Raw genomic sequence first — 17623 nt, 5'->3', positions numbered from 1 at the left:
AGGTCGATGAACATCAATCTCCCCCGTATTGTGAGCGGATTATGAGCGAGGACGGCAGCGGTACCTTCGAGGCGTTTCGGCGGGCGGAGTCCCTGGTCGCGCACCACAGACCCCTGGACGCCCTCGCCGCGCTAGGCCCGGTCCTGGAGGCCGCGCCGGACGCGCCGAGCGTGCAGTCGCTCGCCGGGCGGGCCTACCTGAACTCGGCGCAGTTCGGGCGCGCCGAGGCGGCGTTCCGGCGGGTGCTGGAACTCGACCCCACTGATCATTACGCGATGTTCGCGCTCGGTCGCACGCTGCAACGGCAGAGCCGTTTCACCGAGGCGCTGACGCAGCTGCGGCTCGCGGTGGCGATGAACCCGCTGCCGGAGTACCAGGAAGCGCTGGGTGAGGTGAACGCGCGGATCGCGTTGCAGCGCGACCGCTAGCCGAGTTCGGCGACCTTGCGGGCGTAGGCATCGGCGCCGCTGTAGACGTCGCGGCCGTACTGCAGCGACTTGTTGTAGGTGAACACGGCCTTCCACCAGCCTTCGCCGGTGGCGAGGTCGCCGCCGCTCGCGCACAGGTAGCGGGCCGCGGTCAGGGCCGCGTCGTCGACGTTCTGCGGGTCGGGTGGGGCGCCGTCGCCGTTGGCGCGCTTGGCCCACTTGCCCCACGTGGTGGGGAGGAACTGCATCGCGCCGACCGCCCGGTCCCACTCGCGGTCGCCGTCGAGCGCGCCGCCGTCGGTGTCGCGGATAGCCTGCACACCGGGTGACCCGTTGAGCGGCACACCGATGATCGGCTTGGTCAGGGTGCCCTCGTCGGTGACGCGGGTGCCGCGGAAGTGGCCGTGGTGGGACTCCACGCGGCCGATGCCCGCCAGGGTGGCCCACGTGAGATTGCAGCCCGGGTTGTTCGCGCGGGTGGCGAGATCGGCGTTGACGTAGGCGATCAGCGTGCGGACCGGGATGTCGGTCGCCGGGCCCACCTTCTCCGCCCACAGGCGCACGTCCGAGCCGCTCGGCAGGGACCTGGCCTGCGGGAGCGCGGTGCCGGGCACGACGTCGAGTGCGGGCACCCGGAACCGCTCCGCGGTCTCGCGCTCGACCGGGTCGTCGGCCTTGACGACCAGCATCGCCGCGCCCGCGACCGTCGCCAGGAGGACGGCCGCGACCAGCAACCGGCCGACCAGTCCGCGCCTGCCGGGTCGCGATGGACTCGGGGGCGGCGGTGCCGGCGGCACGGGAGTCGAGGTCGGCGTCACCCAACCAGGTTACGTTGCCTGAAGCGCCACTTTGTCCGAAACGTGCCGATCACGGCTCCTTGACGGCCTGGACGGCGAACATCAGCGGGAGGCGTGGAGCGCTGTCCGGCAGCCGGTGCCATGCGCCTTCGGTGCTGGTCATCGCCGCCCAGCGGGGCCATGGGATCTCCTCGGACTCGCGCAGCAGGGTGATCCGCAGACCGGCCCGGACGAGGGCGGTGACGATCTCGCCGAGGCCGTGGCGCCACTCGTAGTACGCCAGGTCGTCGGGCAGGGCGGGACCGTCGGTGTAGGTGCGTGACCCGTCCATGCGGAGGTGGCCGCGGCCGCCGAGGTAGTCGTGGCGCAGCAGCAGATCCTGGCTCCCGTCGGCGGGTGGGATGGGGCCGAGCGCGTCGAGCAGCGGGTGGAAGTCGACGAGGTAGAACTGGCCGCCGGGGCGCAACAGGGCGCTGACCTGCTCGGCCCATGCGGTGAGGTCGGGCAGGTAGCACAGCGCGCCCTTGCCGCTGTAGACGATGTCGAACCTGTTGCGCCCCAACGCCTCGGCCGCCGCGTAGACGTCGGACTTGACGTACTCGACGGGCAGCCCCGCCGCCTCGGCCAGCCGTCGGGCGGCCGCCACCGACTCGCCGCTGAGGTCGAGCCCCACCACCCGCGCGCCGCGGTGGGCGAACGCGAGGGTCTCGGCGCCGATGTGGCACTGCAGGTGCGCCACGTCCTTGCCCTCGAGGTCGCCGAGGTCGGACCACTCGTAGTCGGCGAACCAGTCGCCGGGGTCGCGGGTGGCCACGCTGTAGAAGTCACTGGCCACATGGATCGGTGTGCGCGCGTCCCAGTTGGCTTCGTTCGCCCTGATCATTCGTTCGGTGTCGCCGTCGAATCCCATGATCCCCATGGTGCCCGTCATCCGGATCAGCTCGCGCTGAGGACCTCACGCAGTCGAGTGTCGAACGCCGCCGGATCTTCGACGAACCCGATGTGGCCGCCGGGAAATGTCGTGGTCTCGATGCCGAGCGCGGACGCGAGGGCGTTCGAGGTGCGTTCGCAGAACTGGCCGACCGAGTCCTCACCGATGCCGATCACGATGCGGGTCCCCACCGCGCGCAGGGCGGCGAGATCGGGCTGCCAGCAGGTGGTCGGCCGCAGTTCGTGCGCGAACCAGAACCCCTCGTCGGCGACCTGCCGCGGCTCGCGCTCCCCGCCGAACATCTCCTGGAACACCGGCTCCGGCAGGAAGATGTTCGCCTGCGCCAGAAACTTCCGCCACGCTCCTGTGGTGTCGCCCGCGAGGTGGGTGGCGATCATGTCCGCGGTGTTCGCGCGGATCTCGTCGCGGTCGTCGAGCAGCTCGCCGAGCGGCGGCTCATGGGCGACGACCGTGTGGACCAGTTCGGGGCGGGCTTGGGCGAGCGCGAGGGCGGTGACGGCGCCGCCGCTGGAGCCGACGACGGTGCCCGGGCCCGCGTCGAGGTGGGTGATGAGCCGGGCGAGGTCGTCGGCGCGCGCCTCGGGGGTCGAGTCCGCGTCCGGGTCGTCCACCGAACTGCGGTTGATGCCGCGCGGGTCGGCGGTGAGCACGGTGTGGTCCGCGGCGAGCAGATCCGCGAGCGGCGCGAAGGAGTCCGCGTTCATGGGTGCCCCGATGAGCGCGACGAGCGGGCCTTCGCCGCGCACCTCGTAGTGCAGGCGTGCGCCGGGGACGGCGAGGGTTCGGGCGGTGACGGTGGGGTTCATGTGGAGCCTCCAGGTTGTCGTTTCGGAAATGGAGACTCCCGTGATGGGGCAGAATCGTCGCTCGTGAGCGAAGTTTCCGCGGCGGACCCCGACCTGGCGCGCGCCCGCGCCGGGGACGACGAGGCCTTCGACCGCCTCGTGCGCCCGCTGCGCCGGGAACTGCACGCCCACTGCTACCGCATGCTCGGCTCCACCCACGACGCCGACGACGCCTTGCAGGACGCGCTGCTGCGGGCCTGGCGTGGCCTCGCGGGCTTCGAGGGTCGCGCTTCGCTGCGGTCCTGGCTCTACACCGTGGCCACCCGCACCTGCCTGGACGCCATCGGCTCGCGTGGCAGGCGGGCCATGCCGGTCGACCTGGGTCCGTCGAGCACCAGCGCGGTGGCGGAGATAGCCCCGCTGACCGACGTCACCTGGCTCGGCCCCTACCCGGAAGCGGATTTCGGCCCGAACGCGCCGGGCGCCCGCTACGAGCAACGCGAAGCCGTCGAACTCGCCTTCGTCGCGGCCCTGCAGCACCTCCCCGGCAACCAGCGCGCGGCGCTGCTGCTCTTCGAGGTCCTCGGCTTCTCCGCGGCGGAGATCGCCGCCACGATGAACACGTCGACCACGTCGGTGAACTCCGCCTTGGCCCGAGCCCGCAAGATCGTCGCCGAGAAGGTGCCCGCCCGCACCCAGCAGCAAACCCTCCGCAAACTCGACGACACCCGCCTCCGCGCGGTGGTAGCCGACTACGCCGCCGCCATGGAACACGGCGACGCCGCCGCACTCGTCGCGCTGCTGACCGAGGACGTCACCTGGTCGATGCCACCGCTGCCGCACTGGTACCAGGGCTTGGCGGCCGTCGCCGACTTCGCCACCAAGGTCCCGTTGGGCACCTGCGGAACCTGGCGACACCTCCCCACCACCGCGAACGGCCAACCCGCCGTGGCGCTCTACCTGTGCGCGACCGGCGTGGGCGACCACACCGCGTGGTCGATCAACGTCCTCACCTTCCGCGACAACCGAATCGCCGAGATCACCTCCTTCATCGGAACCGAGCACTTCCAGGCCTTCGGCCTACCCGCCTCACTCCCCTGACACGGCCGACGGGCAGGAGTCGTTCCCAGCGCCGCCAACACTTTCGACGGCCCGACACCACCGCGGACGCACCGACCACCCGACCTCGGCGCCAACACCGACACGCCACGGCACAGCACGACGCCACGCAGCGCAACACGGCCCGGCACAGCACGACGCGGCGCGGTGCGTGCGGCGCGGCGCGGCGCGGCGCGATGGAACACGGTGCGGTGCGGGTGCGGCGTCGCGATGCGGCACGGCACGGCGGGGCGGGGCGCGCCTTGGCGGCTGGCAATTGTCGCCATCGTCGTCGCGGCGCTGCGGCGCTGCGGCGCTGCGGCGCTGCGGCGCTGCGGCGCTGCGGGGAGCCTCGCGCCTTCCGCAGCCTGCCGCTGCCTAATACTGCCCACCGCCGCCAATCGCCGTCGACGGCATTGCCGTTCGCATCGCTGTGCAAATCGCCTGCGCGGCTGCGTGCTTCTGGTTGGCCTCAGCACCGGGAACAGCGACGCACCCTGAGCTCCGGCCGAGCGCGTACGCCGTGTCTGCCGTGTCTTCTGTCGCCTCCGATGTGTGTCGTCTTCTGTCGGCCTCCGATGTGTCGCGGTTCAGTCCAGTGCGGGCAGGTCGGGTGGGGTGGCCGCCGGGGTCGCCGATAAGCCCTCCAACGCGAGGCGGATGGCTGTGTCGAGTTGGGGGTCGCGGCCCGCGGCGTGGTCTTGCGGGGTGACCACGACCTCGACGTCCGGGTCGACGCCGTAGTTCTCGACGCCCCAGCCGGGGCCGCGCATCCAGGTGGCGTAGCGGGGTTGGGTGATCAGGGTGCCGTCGACCAGGTGGTACCTGTTGTCGATCCCGATGACTCCGCCCCAGGTCCTGGTGCCCACCACCGGGCCGATGCCGAGGGCCTGGATGGCGGCGTTGACGATGTCGCCGTCGGAGCCCGCGAACTCGTCGGCGACGGCGACGATCGGGCCGCGTGGGGCGTCCAGCGGGTAGGTCTCGTCGTAGTAGCCGTCGCGGGCGCGGGACCAGCCGACGATCTTTCGGCTCAGCTTCTCGATGACCAGCTGCGAAAGGTGCCCGCCGCGGTTCTCCCGGAGGTCGACGACCACGCCGTCGCGGCGCATCTCCAGGCGTAGGTCGCGGTGGAGTTGGGCCCAGCCGCTGGCGACCATGTCGGGAACGTGCAGGTAGCCGACCTTCCCGCCGGTCGCGGCGTGGACATGGTCGCGCCTGCCCGCGACCCAGGCCTGGTAGCGCAGCGGCATGTCGTCGAGCAGGGGCACGACCACGACCCGGCGGTGCTCGCCACCGCCCTTGGGGGCGATCGTCAGCTCCACCGGGTTGCCCGCGGTGCCGACCAGCAGCGGTGCGGGGCCGTGGGCGGGCTGGACCGGCCTGCCGTCGACCTCGACGATCGCGTCGCCGACGCGCACGGCCACGCCGGGGGCGCGCAGCGGTGACCGGGCCCGCGGGTCGGAACTCTCCCCCGGCACGATCCTGGTGATCCGCCAGCGGCCGTCCTCGTCGCACGCGAGGTCGGCGCCGAGGAGGCCGAGCCTGCGTTTGTTGTCGGCCCCCGTGCCGGGCGGGGCGAGGTAGGCGTGCGAGGTGCCCAGTTCGCCCTGCACCTCCCACAGCAGGTCGACAAGTTCGTCATGGGAGCCAAGGGTGTCCACGAGCGGGCGGTACCGGTCGAGCACGCCCTGCCAGTCGACGCCGCCCATGTCCGCGCGCCAGAAGTGGTCGCGCATGAGCCTGCCCGCCTCGTCGAACGACTGGCGCCACTCGGCGGCCGGGTCGATCTCGACGCGGATCCGGCTCAGGTCGACGGTGATGTTGTCCTCGGAGCCGTCGTCGGAGTCCGGCCTGCGGTCGGCGGGCAGGACCCGCAGCGTCGCGCCGTCGCGGACGACGACGCGGTGGCCGTCGCCGCTGGTCCAGAACTCGTCGAGGCCGTCGACCAGGACGTCGGCCTTGAGCTTGGCCAGGTCGAACCGCTCCAGCGCGGCCCGCGGCGCGTCTTCGCCGAGGTCGTCGAGGTCATCGCCCAGCGAGCCGACAAGCGGGTCGCAGAGCCAGAGCACGCCGCCCTTCGCCGCGCGCAACTGCGAGTAGCGCGCCGCGGCCACCGGGAAGGCGACCACCCGGTCGGCGATGCCTTCGAGGTCGACACCGGTCCGCGGCACCTCGCCGTCGGACTTGTCGCCGTCTGACTTGTCCTTATCGTCGGCGTCGCCGAAGGGCCTGCCCTCGCGCAGCGGCGCGAACGGCGACGGCGTGGTGGCGGCGAGCGGCACCAGGTAGGGCCTGCTGCCGTTGGCGAAGGACAGGTCGAACACGTGCACGTCGTAGATCGGGTCGAAGCTGCGGGTCGACAGGAACGCGATGTGCTTGCCGTCCTGGGTGAACGCCGGGTCGGAATCGACGAACCGCAGCGGCGTCACGTCCACAATAGACAGATCGGTGGTGTTGACCATCCTGATGTGCCGCAACGGGTCCGGGCCGGGATGCGACCACGCGAGCCAGCCCGAGTCCGGCGAGAACGCCAGCCCGGTCGGGTCCATCTCCTGGGCCTTGACCACTTCGCGGACCTCGCCGCTGTCCGCGTCGACGAGCAGCAGCCTGCCGTCGTGGGTCACGACGCCGACGCGCCTGCCGTCCGGTGAGGCGGCCAACTCCAGCACGCGCCCAAGCTCCCCCGCGCCCACCCGGCGCGGGCTCACGCCTGCCGCCCGCCCCTCGACCGGGGCGAACTCCAGCGCGTCCTCACCCTCCGCGTCGGTCACCCACACGGCCTGACCGGTGTCGCCGAGGACCTGCGGCAACCGTGCCCGCACACCGGGTTCCACCGACAGCACCCGCGCGGGCCCGTCGCGGTGAGTGAGCCAGTGGACCGTTCCGCGCACCTCGACCGCGCTGGCCCGACCGGTCGAGTCCGGTCCGACGTCGCCGAGGAAGCGCGCGGGCGAAAGCCGGTAGGGCTGGCGGGATCCGCGTGGACCGCCGAGTCGGACGTCGAGTTCACGGGGTTCGGCGTCGAGGCTGTCGAGCAGCCAGAGCGACCCCGCGCTGTGGTAGATCACCCGCGTGCCGTCCGTGCTGGGATTGCGGGCGTAGAACTTGTGGTCGCTGTGCGTCCGGAGGTCGCCGCCGTCCGGGTCGCACGAGTAGATGTTGCCGATGCCCTCGTGGTCGGACAGGAACGCGATCCGGCCGCCGACCCACATCGGCGACACGATGTGTCCGTCCACTTCGGACAAGATGCGGTGGAAGTCGCCACCGCCCTCGCGGTCGACCCACACCTTGCCTGCCGTGCCGCCGCGATAGCGCTTCCACCACGCGGGTTCGACCGAGATCACCGACCCCAGCACCACACCGTCCGGACCGATCGACAAGGCGTCCAGCGGCCCGTACGGGAGCACCCGGCTGGGCCCGCCGCCAAGCGGGACCGCGTGCGCCCAGCGGTGCCGGATGGACGACCGGCCGGTCGTCGTGTGCGCGATGACCTCACCGTCGGGCGTCCACCCGAGCACGGACGTGTTGACGTCGCCCCAGTACGTCAGCCGGTCACTCGGCCCGCCGTCGACCGGCGCGGCGTGCACCTCCGGCTCCACGTCGCGGGTGCTCGCCCAGGCCAGAGTGCTTCCGTCGGGCGAGAATCGCGGGTTCCGCACGGGCACCTTGTCGGCGGAGACCCGCCAGGCGCGGCCGCCGTCGACCGGGGCCAGCCACACATCGTCCTCGGCGACGAAGGTGATCAGGTCCTGGTGCAGGTGTGGGAATCGGAGGTAGGCGTCGGTCACCTTGCCAAGTTAGCGAGATCCGCCGACATCTGCCCGAAGTTATCCACAGGTGGTCAGTGCGGCCAGTGCTTTCGCCAGATGTCGTGAGTCATCTCGGGCTCACCACTCGCCTTGGCGGAGCGTTCCGCGTCACGGACCTGACTCGCGAAGCGGCGGGCCACGGCGCGCAGTTCCGCCTCCGGGTCCTGCCCGGCGAGCTTCGCCAGCGCGGCGAGGTCGAACAGCCGGGAGCCGACATCGGTGTGCTTGGGCAGCAGGTCGCCGGGCAGTCCCGCGCGGGCCGTGCGCTGCGCCAGCTTGGCGGCGAGGGCGAGCGCGGGCTGCCCCATCGCCACTCCGTCCACACTGGACTCGCGGCGCTTCTCCTGCTGCTTGAGCTCTTCCCAGCGGTTTTCCTGTGTCGCCGCGTCGCGCACCGCCGGGTCACCGCCCGCGAACACGTGCGGATGCCTGCCGACGAGCTTCGCGACCAGTTCGGCCGCGACGTCATCGATGGTGAACGGGTCCTCGCTGTCCTCTTCGGCCACGCGCGAGTGGAAGAGAACCTGGAGCAGGACGTCACCCAGTTCCTCGCGCAGCGCCGGACGGTCGCCCTCCTCGATCGCCTCGAGCAGCTCGAAGCACTCCTCGACAAGGTACTGCCGCAGCGAGTCGTGCGTCTGCTCGGCGTCCCAGGGGCAGCCGCCAGGCGAGCGCAGCCGGTCCATGACCTGGGCGGCGGCGACAAGGCCCGCGCCCGCGGTGGCGTGCACCGGCGAACCGGCGGCGACCAGCCCGGCGACCGCGTCCAGCGACGACGTCAGCACCACGACCTCGCCCGCTTCGGCGGCGACGTCAGCGGGCATCGGGGCATCGCCCAGGGCTGGGTCGACCTCACCCGCGACGTACACCTTCGCCGCCGCGCGCAGCAGTGGCACCGCGTCCGCCGGAACCGTGTTCCCGCGAACCAGCACCACCGCGACGGTCATGGGTTCGTGTTCTTGATGGGGATGACGACGCCCTTGGTCTCGCCCTCGCTCGGCGCGATCTCCATGCCCGCGAGGTCCCACACGCCGTAGCGGGGGCTGATCTCGATACCGATCTGCTGAGCGGTGTCCTGGAGCATGCGCGGGCCGAGGGTGGTGGCCAGCCGTGCGTCGGCGGGCTTGGCGTCCGGAGCGGGCGGGGCGTCGGTCTCGCGCTTGCGGATCACCGCGACCACCCAGCCCGCGTTCTCCGGGTTGGGCTGGAAGGCGATCACGCTGTTGAGCGGGGCGCCGAACAGGACGCTTCCCGCGATGTCCGGCGCGAGCGCCGGGGTGATGGTCTCGCCGCGCGCCGCCTGCAGGCCGCCCGCCATGTCGGCTTCGATGATCTTGCCTGCCTCATCGAGGCTCACCGCGAGCTGGTTGGCCTTGGCGATGGCCTTCTCGCGCAGCGAGCCCGGCTTGTCGTCGGGGCCGCCGGGGGCGACGAGGGTGAAGTCGAACGTGACCGACAGACCCGGGGCCCGCTTGCGGCCGATCTCAGCCAGCGCGAGGTAGTCCCGTGCGATCTCGGTGGGCTCGAAGGCCCGGTTGACCGCCTGGTCGACGATCTGCTCCGGCGAGGCGGACCCGTCGGTCGGCAGCGGCTGGAACGACCCGGTCAGCTGCCCGGCCAGTTCGGTGACCGTGGCCTCGTTGATCGCCACGCTCTCCTTCGCGGTGTGCGCCGCGATCAGCTCGTGCAGGACCAGCTGGCGCAGCACGGCCCGCGAGAGCAGGTCGAGCTTGCGCTGGTCGGCGAGCTGCTGGACGGCGGGCTCGGCCTGTCGGGCCTTGTCCACCAGCTCCTGCACCCGGTCGACCCCGATGGTCTTGCCATTGACTATGGCGGCGGCGTTGGCCTGGCCCGGCCCCGTGGAACAGGCGCTGAGCAGCAGCCCGAACACGGCGAGCAGGACGACGAGCGGGCGTCGACGACGAATGACGGTGGTCACAGTGCCGTAGCCTCTCACAGCGCCCACGTCGGCTTCACTATCGGGTTACGGCTGCGCCAGGTCAGGACACCGCCGCCGGGGTCTGCGCGAGGGACTCCAGGAACTTCGCGCACCAGTCGAGCAGGTCGCGGTCGCGCAGCACGGGAGCACCCATGCGGCCGCCCGCGGCGCCCTCGGTCGGCCGCGGAAGGGTGATCGTGTCGGTGACCGCCTTGTGCACGGCCTTCGGGTAGAGCCGCTTGAGCCGCACCATCTGCGAGTCCCGCAGCGGCATCGGCGCGAAGCGGATGTTGCTCCCCTGACCGATCACCTCGGTGACCCCGTGCGCGCGGCAGATCTGGCGGAACGCAGCGACCGCGAGCAGGTTGACCACCGGGGTGGGTGGCTCGCCGTAGCGGTCGACCAGTTCCTCGCGGACGGCGTCGAGACCGGCGGCGTCCGGGGCCGCGGCGAGCTTGCGGTAGGCCTCCAGGCGCAGCCGCTCGCCGGGGACGTAGTCGTGCGGGATGTGCGCGTCGACCGGGAGGTCGATCCTGACGTCGGCCAGTTCCTCCTCGTCCTCGGCGCCGGGGGCGCCCGCGTGCTTGCGGAACGCCTCGACGGCCTCGCCGACCAGGCGCACGTAGAGGTCGAAGCCGACACCGGCGATGTGGCCGGACTGCTCGGCGCCGAGGATGTTGCCCGCGCCGCGGATCTCCAGGTCCTTCATCGCCACCGCCATGCCCGCGCCGAGTTCGGTGTTCTGCGCGATCGTGGCGAGCCGGTCGTGCGCGTGCTCGGTGAGCGTGGACTCCGGCGGGTAGAGGAAATAGGCGTAGCCGCGTTCCCGGCCGCGGCCGACCCGGCCGCGCAGCTGGTGCAGCTGGGCGAGGCCGAGCATGTCGCCGCGCTCGACGATCAGCGTGTTCGCGTTGGAGATGTCCAGGCCGGTCTCGACGATCGTGGTGCAGACGAGCACGTCGTACTCGCGTTCCCAGAAGCCCTGGATGAGGTGTTCGAGCTTGTCCTCGTTCATCTGGCCGTGCCCGGTGACGACGCGGGCCTCGGGGACGAGTTCGCGGATGCGGCGCGCGGCCTTCTCGATCGAGGACACCCGGTTGTGCACGTAGAAGACCTGGCCGTCGCGCAGCAGTTCGCGGCGGATGGCGGCGGCGACCTGCTTGTCGTCGTAGGCGCCGACGTAGGTGAGGATCGGGTGCCGGTCTTCGGGCGGGGTCAGGATCGTCGACATCTCGCGGATGCCCGCCAGCGACATCTCCAGCGTTCGCGGAATCGGCGTGGCGGACATGGTGAGCACGTCGACGTGGGTGCGCAGGGCCTTGATGTGTTCCTTGTGCTCGACGCCGAAGCGCTGCTCCTCGTCGACGATCACCAGGCCCAAGTCCTTGTACCGCAAGCCTGTCTGAAGTAGACGGTGGGTGCCGATGACGATGTCGACCGACCCGTCGGCGAGGCCCTGGATGGTCTCCTCGGACTCCTGGCCGTGGGTGAACCGCGACAAACCCTTGACCGTCACCGGGAACGAGTGCATCCGGCCCGCGAAGGTGTTGAGGTGCTGCTGGGCGAGCAGCGTCGTGGGCACCAGCACGGCGACCTGCTTGCCGTCCTGCACGGCCTTGAACGCCGCGCGCACCGCGATCTCGGTCTTGCCGTAGCCGACATCGCCGCAGATGACCCGGTCCATCGGGACACCGCGCATCATGTCGGCCTTGACCTCGTCGATCGCGGCGAGCTGGTCCATGGTCTCGGTGAACGGGAACGCGTCCTCGAGTTCCCGCTGCCACGGGGTGTCCGGGCCGAACGCGTGGCCGGGCGCGGCCTGCCGGGCGGCGTAGAGCTGGACGAGTTCCGCGGCGATCTGCTTGACCGCCTTCTTGGCCTTGGCCTTGGTGTTCTTCCAGTCCGAGCCGCCGAGCTTGTTCAGCGTGGGCATCTCGCCGCCGACATAGCGGGAGATCTCGTCGAGCTGGTCGGTCGGCACGAACAGCCGGTCGCCGGGCTGGCCGCGCTTGGAGCTGCCGTATTCGAGAACCAGGTATTCGCGGGTCGCGCCCGCGACAGTGCGCTGCACCATCTCGATGTAGCGGCCGATGCCGTGCTGCTCGTGGACCACGAAGTCGCCGGTCCGCAGGGCCAGCGGGTCGACCGCGTTGCGCCGCCGCGACGGCATCTTGGTCGACATGTCCTTCGTCGACGTGCCGCCCCTGCCGCCGGTGAGGTCGGACTCGGTCAGCACGACCAGGTCACCGGCGATGAAGCCGTCCTCTATGGCGCCACGGACAACGGTGACCACGCCCGGCGCGGGCGGCTCGGTCAGCTCGCCCTCGATCAGCTTCGCCGCGACGTCGGCCTCCGCGAGCTGCTCGACAGCGCGCTTCGCGGTACCGAGGCCGGGGACGACGAGGACGCCGGTGCCGCCCGCGGCGGTGTGCGCGCGCAGGTCGGCGAAGGCGCGGGCGATCTCGCCGCGGTAGGCCTCGACCGGCCGGAACTTGACCGGGACCGCGTCGCCGCCGGTGAGCTGGGACAGGGTCCACCAGGGGTGGTCGCCGTCACGGGCGTGCGCGGCGACGTCGCCGAGGTCGCGGTAGGCCGACGCGCCGAGGTCGATGGGCGCCTTGCCGCCGGTCGCCGCGGCCATCCAGGAGGCCTCCAGGAACTCCTGGCCGGTGCGGACGAGGTCGTGCGCGCGCGTGCGGATCTTCTCCGGGTCATTAAGCAGGACGTGGGTACCGGCGGGGACCACGTCGGTGAGCATCTGCATCTCGCCCTGGCACAGCGCGGGGATCAGCGCCTCCATGCCTTCGGACGGGATGCCGTTGGCGAGCTTGTCGAGCATCTCGTGCAGGTGGGCGTCGGCCTGGTGGAGCTCGGCCAGCGCGGCGGCGCGCTCGCGGACGCCCTTGGTGAGCAGCAGCTCCCGGCAGGGCGGCGCGGTGATCTCGGTCAGCTCGCCGGGCAGGGAACGCTGGTCGGCCACGGCGAACGAGCGGATCTCGGAGACCTCGTCGCCCCAGAACTCCACCCGGACCGGGTGCTCCGCCGTCGGCGGGAACAGGTCGACGATGCCACCGCGGACGGCGAACTCGCCTCGCTTCTCGACCATGTCCACGCGCAGGTATGCGAGGTCGGCGAGGCGGACAAGGACCGCCTCGAAGTCCTGCTCCTCCCCGACTTTGAGCCGCACCGGCGAGAGTTCGCCCAGGCCGGGCGCCATCGGCTGGATCAGGCTGCGGACGGTGGCGACGACGACCTTGATCGGGCCGCCTTCCTCGGGGTGCGCGAGCCTGCGCAGCACCGCGAGCCTGCGGCCGACGGTGTCGGCGCGGGGCGAGAGGCGTTCGTGGGGCAACGTCTCCCAGGACGGGAAGTCCGCGACGACGTCGTGGCCGATGAGGTCGCCCAGGACGGCCACCAGGTCGTCGGCCTCGCGGCCGGTGGCGGTGACGGCAAGCACGGGCCGGTTGGCGCCCTCGGCGAGCGCGGCCACGACCAGGGGGCGGGCGGCGATGGGGCCCGCGAGGTCGAACGTCGGCGCGCCCGCGGCTTCGATGATGTCGGCCGCGACGGGCAGCAGGGATTCGAGGAGGGGGTGGAGCGGGGCCTTCGACACGAGTGTCCTTCGCGGTGTCTGGGAGACGCGAACAGACCCCTGCCCGGGACCTTGGAGCCTCGGAGGGGTTCTCACTACCAGCCTACGACCTGGCACCGACAGTCCGCGCGCGGATAACGTCGGGTGCGTGCTGGATCAATGGGACGCGCTGTTGGGTCGGCTCGGGTTGAACGGGCACGACGTCGGTCGGGACTTGCTCGCGCGATGGGGCGAGCCGCATCGCAGGTATCACGACCTCGCGCACCTGGGGGCCGTGCTCGGGCACGTGGACGAGTTGGCCGATCACGCCGCCGACCCGGACCTTGTCCGCCTGGCGGCTTGGTATCACGACGCCGTCTATAAGGGCACGCCTGCGGATGAAGAAGACAGCGCGCTGTTGGCGACGGCGGAACTGACCGGATTGGGGCTGGACGCGGCGGCGGTCGCCGAGGTCGCGCGGCTGGTCCGGCTGACCGCGGGTCACGTGACCGAGCCCGGGGACACCAACGGCGAGGTGCTCTGCGACGCCGACCTGGCGATCCTGGCGTCCCCGGCCTACCCGGAATACGCGTCGGCCGTCCGCGCCGAGTACGCGCACGTGCCCGACGACGCGTTCCGGGCCGGACGGGCCGCGGTGCTGCGTCACCTGCTGGATCTGCCCGCGCTCTACCGAACCCCGCAAGCGCTTGCGAGCTGGGACGCCAAGGCCAGGGCGAACCTCGCGGGCGAGCTGGCCGACCTTACGGCTTGATGTTCTGGTTGACGTGGAAGAGGTTGTCCGGGTCGTACTTGCGCTTAACCTCGACGAGCCGGTCGTAGTTGCCGCGATAGTTGTCCCGGATGCGGCTTTGGTCGTCTCCCGACATGAAGTTGATGTAGCCACCTTCCTCCGAGTGCGGCGAGGTGGCGTCGTAGTAGTCGCGGACCCACTTGATGCTCGCGTCGTTGGCCTCCGGGTCCGGCCACATCCCCGCGATGACCGTGGCGAAGTTCGCGTCGCGATAGGCGAACGCGGTGTCCTCGGCCGCCACTCGGTGGCAGGCGCCGTTGATCGGGTAGATGTGCACCGTGGAGTTGACCGCGGGCAGCTTGGGCCCGTGCTCCAGGTGCGCGGTGATGGCGTCGTCGGTGAGGTCGGTGACGAAATTCGCCTTCCAGTAATGCTGCAGACCCGGCGGGACCAGGGCGTCGAACGCGCTGTTCAGGGCCGGGTACGGCATGGGTCCGACGTGCTCGGCCACCGGCCGGGCGACGTCGCGCAGCGGCTTGAGGGCCGCCTCGCCTTCGTCGACCGGGCCCGCCCAGCAGGCCACGAACAGCGCGAACGGCTCGCCGTGGCGCTCCTCGGGGATGAACGGCAGCGGCGGCGCGATCTGGAACGCCGGGAAGCCGCCGAACTGTTCGGGGGCGTCGACGATGAAGTCGCGGTACCAGCGCAGCAGGTCGGCCGCGTCGTCGAGTTCGAACACCATCGGACCGCCGTAGATCATGTCGACCGGGTGCACGGCGAACTCGAAGGAGACGACCACGCCGAAGTTGCCGGTGCCGCCGCGCAGGGCCCAGAACAGGTCCTCGTTCTCGAGTTCGCTCGCGACCAGGAACTTGCCGTCGGCGGTGACCACGTCGGCGGAGACCAGGCTGTCGCAGCTCAGGCCCAAGCCTCGGTCGAGGTAGCCGATGCCGCCACCGAGGGTCAGGCCCGCGACTCCGGTGGTCGAGATGATTCCGCCGGTCGTGGCCAGGCCGAAGGCGTGCGTGGCGGCGTTGAAGTCACCCCAGGTCGCGCCGCCCTCGGCGCGCGCGGTCCGGTTGCCTGGATCGACGCGGACACCGCGCATGGACGACAGGTCGATGACCACGCCGTCGTCGCAGGTGCCGAAGCCGGGAACGCTGTGCGAGCCGCCGCGGATGGCGAGGTCCAGGCCGTTTTCGCGGGCGAAGTCGACCGCGGCCATCACATCGCCCGCGTTGGCCGGGCGGACGATGGCCTTGGGCCTGCGGTCGATCATCGCGTTGTGGACCTTGCGGGCCTGGTCGTATCCCTCGTCGTCCGCGGTGATGATCGGACCGCGGACCGTTTCGCGAAGCTGGTCGATGGTGGAAGCACCCATGGTTCCTCCCCATGTGCTCTAGGTGCGCGAGGCATTCGCGGAATCAGTCCACGTGGGATGCCTCTAGGCCGCTAGAGCACTAGGTCAGAACTTCGGAGTGCGCTTGTCCAGGAACGCGCGGACACCCTCGGCGTAGTCAGCACTCTCGGCCGATCCCGCGTAGAGGGCGTGTACGGCTTCGTCCTCTTCGAACCGGCCGGCGGTTATCCGGCCGATGATCTCCTTGGCACCGCGGATGGTGACCTGGGAGCGGGCGGCCATGGTGTGGGCCAGCTCGGTGGCGCGCTTGATGACGTCACCGGGCGCGTGCAGCTCGTTGACCAGCCCGATGCGCAGGGCGGTGGCGGCGTCGATGATGTCGGCGCTGAACAGGATCTGCTTGGCCCACGCGGGGCCGACCGCGTCGACGAGCTGCTTGGTCGACGGGAGCATGTAGACGATGCCGAGCTTGGCGGGGGTGATCCCGAACTGGGCGTTGTCCGCGGCGATCCGCAGGTCGCAGGCCAGGGCGATCTCGCAGCCGCCGCCGATGCAGAACCCGTTGATGGCCGCGATGGTCGGCTTGGCCAGCCCGGTGAGCGCGTCGGTGGCAGTGTGGATGCCCTCGGCGTAGCGGCGGGCGCCCGCGGCGTCGGCACGCAGTTCGGCGAACTCGCTGATGTCGGCGCCCGCGGAGAAGTGCTCGCCGCCGGTCAGCAGCAGCACGCGCACGGAGTCGTCCGCGGCCACCTCGGCGACCAGCTTGGGGATGCCCGCCCACATGTCGAAACTGAGCGCGTTGCGCTTCGCTGGACGGTCTATGACCAGCGTCGCGACAGAGTCGGCGATGTCCAGCCTCAGGTGCTCGCTCACCGCCCAACCCTAACCGCCGGTAGGTACCGCGCCACCGAGATGCCGGTCACCACACGGCGGCCAGACGTTTCAAGGCGCATCCTGATCACATGCGTGCTGTGCTGCTCACCGTCGCGTTGGTTGCCGGGTGCTCCTCGTCGGCGGGCACTGGTGAGATCCCCGGGTCGTCGACCTCCCCCGCGCCCACTGCCGTCACCCCGGGCCTGCGGGTCGAGACGGTGGCGAGCGGCCTGACCCACGGGTGGGACATCGGCTTCCTGCCGGACGGGAAAGTGCTGGTCACCCAGCGGACAGGCGACATGGCCCTGCTGTCGTCAGCCGCCCCCGGCGCGACGGTCACCACGCTCAAAGCCGACACGTCCACGATCGCCGTCCGCGGCGAGGGCGGGCTGATGGGGCTGGTGGTGCACCCGGACTTCGCGACGAGCCGCGAGTTCACGACCTGCCAGACGCACCAGGAGAGCGGCGAACCCCGGGACATCCGCCTGGTCACCTGGCGGCTGACCGAGGACGAGAAGGTCGCCACCCGAGTCCGCGAACTGGTAACCGGCCTCCCCATCGCCGCGAGCGGCAGGCACTCCGGCTGCCGCCCGACCCTGGCCGCCGACGGCGCGTTGCTCGTGGGAACCGGCGACACGGCTCGGGGCAACCTCCCGCAGGACATGTCATCACTCGGCGGGAAGGTGCTGCGGATCGACCTGAAGACCGGCGAACCGTTGCGGGACAACCCGATTCCCGGATCGCGGGTGTACACGTTCGGCCACCGCAACGTCCAGGGCGTCGCACTGCGGGAGGACGGACAGGTCGTGGTCGCCGAACACGGCCCGGACAAGAACGACGAACTGAACGTGCTGAAGGCAGGCGCGAACTACGGCTGGGACCCGTCGAAGGGCGGCACGGTCAGCGGCTACGACGAGTCCGTCCCGATGACCGACCTGACCCGCTTCCCCGACGCGGTCCCCGCGATCTGGCAGTCCGGTGAGACCACGGAAGCCATCTGCGCGGCCACTTTCCTCCGCGGATCTCAGTGGGGAACCCTCGATGGCGCGTTGGTGGTGACGGCACTGAAGGGCGCCAAGCTGATGCTGTTCACCTTGGACCCGACGGGCAAGGTCGTCTCAGTGTCGATCCCCCCGGAATTCAACGACGCCTTCGGCAGGCTGCGGGCCGCCCGGACGGGACCGGACGGCGCCCTCTACGTCACCACTTCCAACGGCGAGGACGACAAACTCCTGCGAGTAGTTCCATCCTAAGGCA

13 protein-coding genes are annotated in these 17623 nt (G+C 71.0%); 4 read left to right on the top strand and 9 right to left on the bottom strand.

The genetic code is table 11. The features are described 5' to 3' along the window. Positions 1-41: 41 nt before the first annotated feature. Entirely contained in the window at positions 42-428 is a 387-nt protein-coding gene (locus C8E96_RS11785) for a tetratricopeptide repeat protein (RefSeq protein ID WP_091378710.1), read from the top strand. Here C8E96_RS11785 and C8E96_RS11780 read toward each other — a convergent pair. Genes C8E96_RS11780 through C8E96_RS11770 form a run of 3 tightly spaced genes read right to left on the bottom strand, consistent with a single transcriptional unit; the run spans position 425 to position 2983 of the window. Then, on the bottom strand, positions 425-1246 hold the full coding sequence (locus C8E96_RS11780; protein WP_228770037.1) for a lytic transglycosylase domain-containing protein: 822 nt from the start codon (positions 1244-1246) through the stop codon (positions 425-427). The genes C8E96_RS11785 and C8E96_RS11780 overlap by 4 nt on opposite strands. 49 nt (positions 1247-1295) lie before the next feature. After that, complete coding sequence (locus C8E96_RS11775) at positions 1296-2156, bottom strand: class I SAM-dependent methyltransferase (protein ID WP_228770038.1); 861 nt, start codon at positions 2154-2156, stop codon at positions 1296-1298. Between the two features lie 5 nt (positions 2157-2161). Continuing rightward, positions 2162-2983 carry an alpha/beta fold hydrolase gene (locus C8E96_RS11770; protein ID WP_091379470.1) on the bottom strand — a complete coding sequence of 274 codons (822 nt, stop codon included), beginning with the start codon at positions 2981-2983 and terminating at the stop codon, positions 2162-2164. 63 nt (positions 2984-3046) lie between these two features. On the opposite strand from C8E96_RS11770, the gene C8E96_RS11765 reads away from it, so the two are divergent. Then, positions 3047-4063, top strand: a complete 1017-nt coding sequence (locus C8E96_RS11765; RefSeq protein ID WP_091378713.1) for a sigma-70 family RNA polymerase sigma factor — start codon at positions 3047-3049, stop codon at positions 4061-4063. Positions 4064-4650: 587 nt separating this feature from the next. On the opposite strand, the gene C8E96_RS11760 is transcribed toward C8E96_RS11765, so the two are convergent. From C8E96_RS11760 to mfd, 4 genes are all read right to left on the bottom strand, one after another. After that, positions 4651-7851: a S41 family peptidase gene (locus C8E96_RS11760; protein ID WP_091378716.1), complete on the bottom strand. Its 3201-nt coding sequence runs from the start codon at positions 7849-7851 to the stop codon at positions 4651-4653. A gap of 53 nt (positions 7852-7904) precedes the next feature. Next, positions 7905-8819, bottom strand: coding sequence for a MazG family protein (locus tag C8E96_RS11755; protein WP_091378721.1), 915 nt, complete (start codon positions 8817-8819; stop codon positions 7905-7907). Continuing rightward, positions 8816-9811: a SurA N-terminal domain-containing protein gene (locus C8E96_RS11750; RefSeq protein WP_091378726.1), complete on the bottom strand. Its 996-nt coding sequence runs from the start codon at positions 9809-9811 to the stop codon at positions 8816-8818. Before C8E96_RS11750 ends, C8E96_RS11755 begins: the two co-directional genes overlap by 4 nt. Positions 9812-9872: 61 nt before the next feature. Continuing rightward, positions 9873-13424, bottom strand: coding sequence for a transcription-repair coupling factor (mfd, locus tag C8E96_RS11745; RefSeq protein WP_091378729.1), 3552 nt, complete (start codon positions 13422-13424; stop codon positions 9873-9875). A 127-nt stretch (positions 13425-13551) separates the two neighbouring features. Here mfd and C8E96_RS11740 point away from each other — a divergent pair, with 127 nt between their 5' ends. Continuing rightward, positions 13552-14154 carry an HD domain-containing protein gene (locus C8E96_RS11740; RefSeq protein ID WP_228770039.1) on the top strand — a complete coding sequence of 201 codons (603 nt, stop codon included), beginning with the start codon at positions 13552-13554 and terminating at the stop codon, positions 14152-14154. Here C8E96_RS11740 and C8E96_RS11735 read toward each other — a convergent pair. Beyond that, positions 14144-15514 carry an FAD-binding oxidoreductase gene (locus C8E96_RS11735; protein ID WP_091378734.1) on the bottom strand — a complete coding sequence of 457 codons (1371 nt, stop codon included), beginning with the start codon at positions 15512-15514 and terminating at the stop codon, positions 14144-14146. The two genes, C8E96_RS11740 and C8E96_RS11735, sit on opposite strands and share 11 nt — an antisense overlap. A gap of 84 nt (positions 15515-15598) precedes the next feature. Further along, entirely contained in the window at positions 15599-16366 is a 768-nt protein-coding gene (locus C8E96_RS11730) for an enoyl-CoA hydratase/isomerase family protein (RefSeq protein ID WP_091378737.1), read from the bottom strand. An 89-nt stretch (positions 16367-16455) separates the two neighbouring features. On the opposite strand from C8E96_RS11730, the gene C8E96_RS11725 reads away from it, so the two are divergent. Further along, positions 16456-17619, top strand: coding sequence for a PQQ-dependent sugar dehydrogenase (locus C8E96_RS11725; protein ID WP_091378741.1), 1164 nt, complete (start codon positions 16456-16458; stop codon positions 17617-17619). Positions 17620-17623: the final 4 nt, after the last annotated feature.

Origin of the sequence: Actinokineospora alba (genome assembly GCF_004362515.1) — a bacterium.
Classification (GTDB): Bacteria; Actinomycetota; Actinomycetes; order Mycobacteriales; family Pseudonocardiaceae; genus Actinokineospora; species Actinokineospora alba.
This window is presented reverse-complemented; position numbering and strand designations above follow the sequence as displayed.

Excerpts from the sequence above, each read along its gene's own strand:
- C8E96_RS11775 (WP_228770038.1), bottom strand. The coding sequence starts at position 2,156 with ATGACGGGCACCATGGGGATCATGGGATTCGACGGCGACACCGAACGA.
- C8E96_RS11770 (WP_091379470.1), bottom strand. The coding sequence starts at position 2,983 with ATGAACCCCACCGTCACCGCCCGAACCCTCGCCGTCCCCGGCGCACGC.
- C8E96_RS11735 (WP_091378734.1), bottom strand. The coding sequence starts at position 15,514 with ATGGGTGCTTCCACCATCGACCAGCTTCGCGAAACGGTCCGCGGTCCG.
- C8E96_RS11785 (WP_091378710.1), top strand. The coding sequence starts at position 42 with ATGAGCGAGGACGGCAGCGGTACCTTCGAGGCGTTTCGGCGGGCGGAG.
- C8E96_RS11725 (WP_091378741.1), top strand. The coding sequence starts at position 16,456 with ATGCGTGCTGTGCTGCTCACCGTCGCGTTGGTTGCCGGGTGCTCCTCG.
- C8E96_RS11755 (WP_091378721.1), bottom strand. The coding sequence starts at position 8,819 with ATGACCGTCGCGGTGGTGCTGGTTCGCGGGAACACGGTTCCGGCGGAC.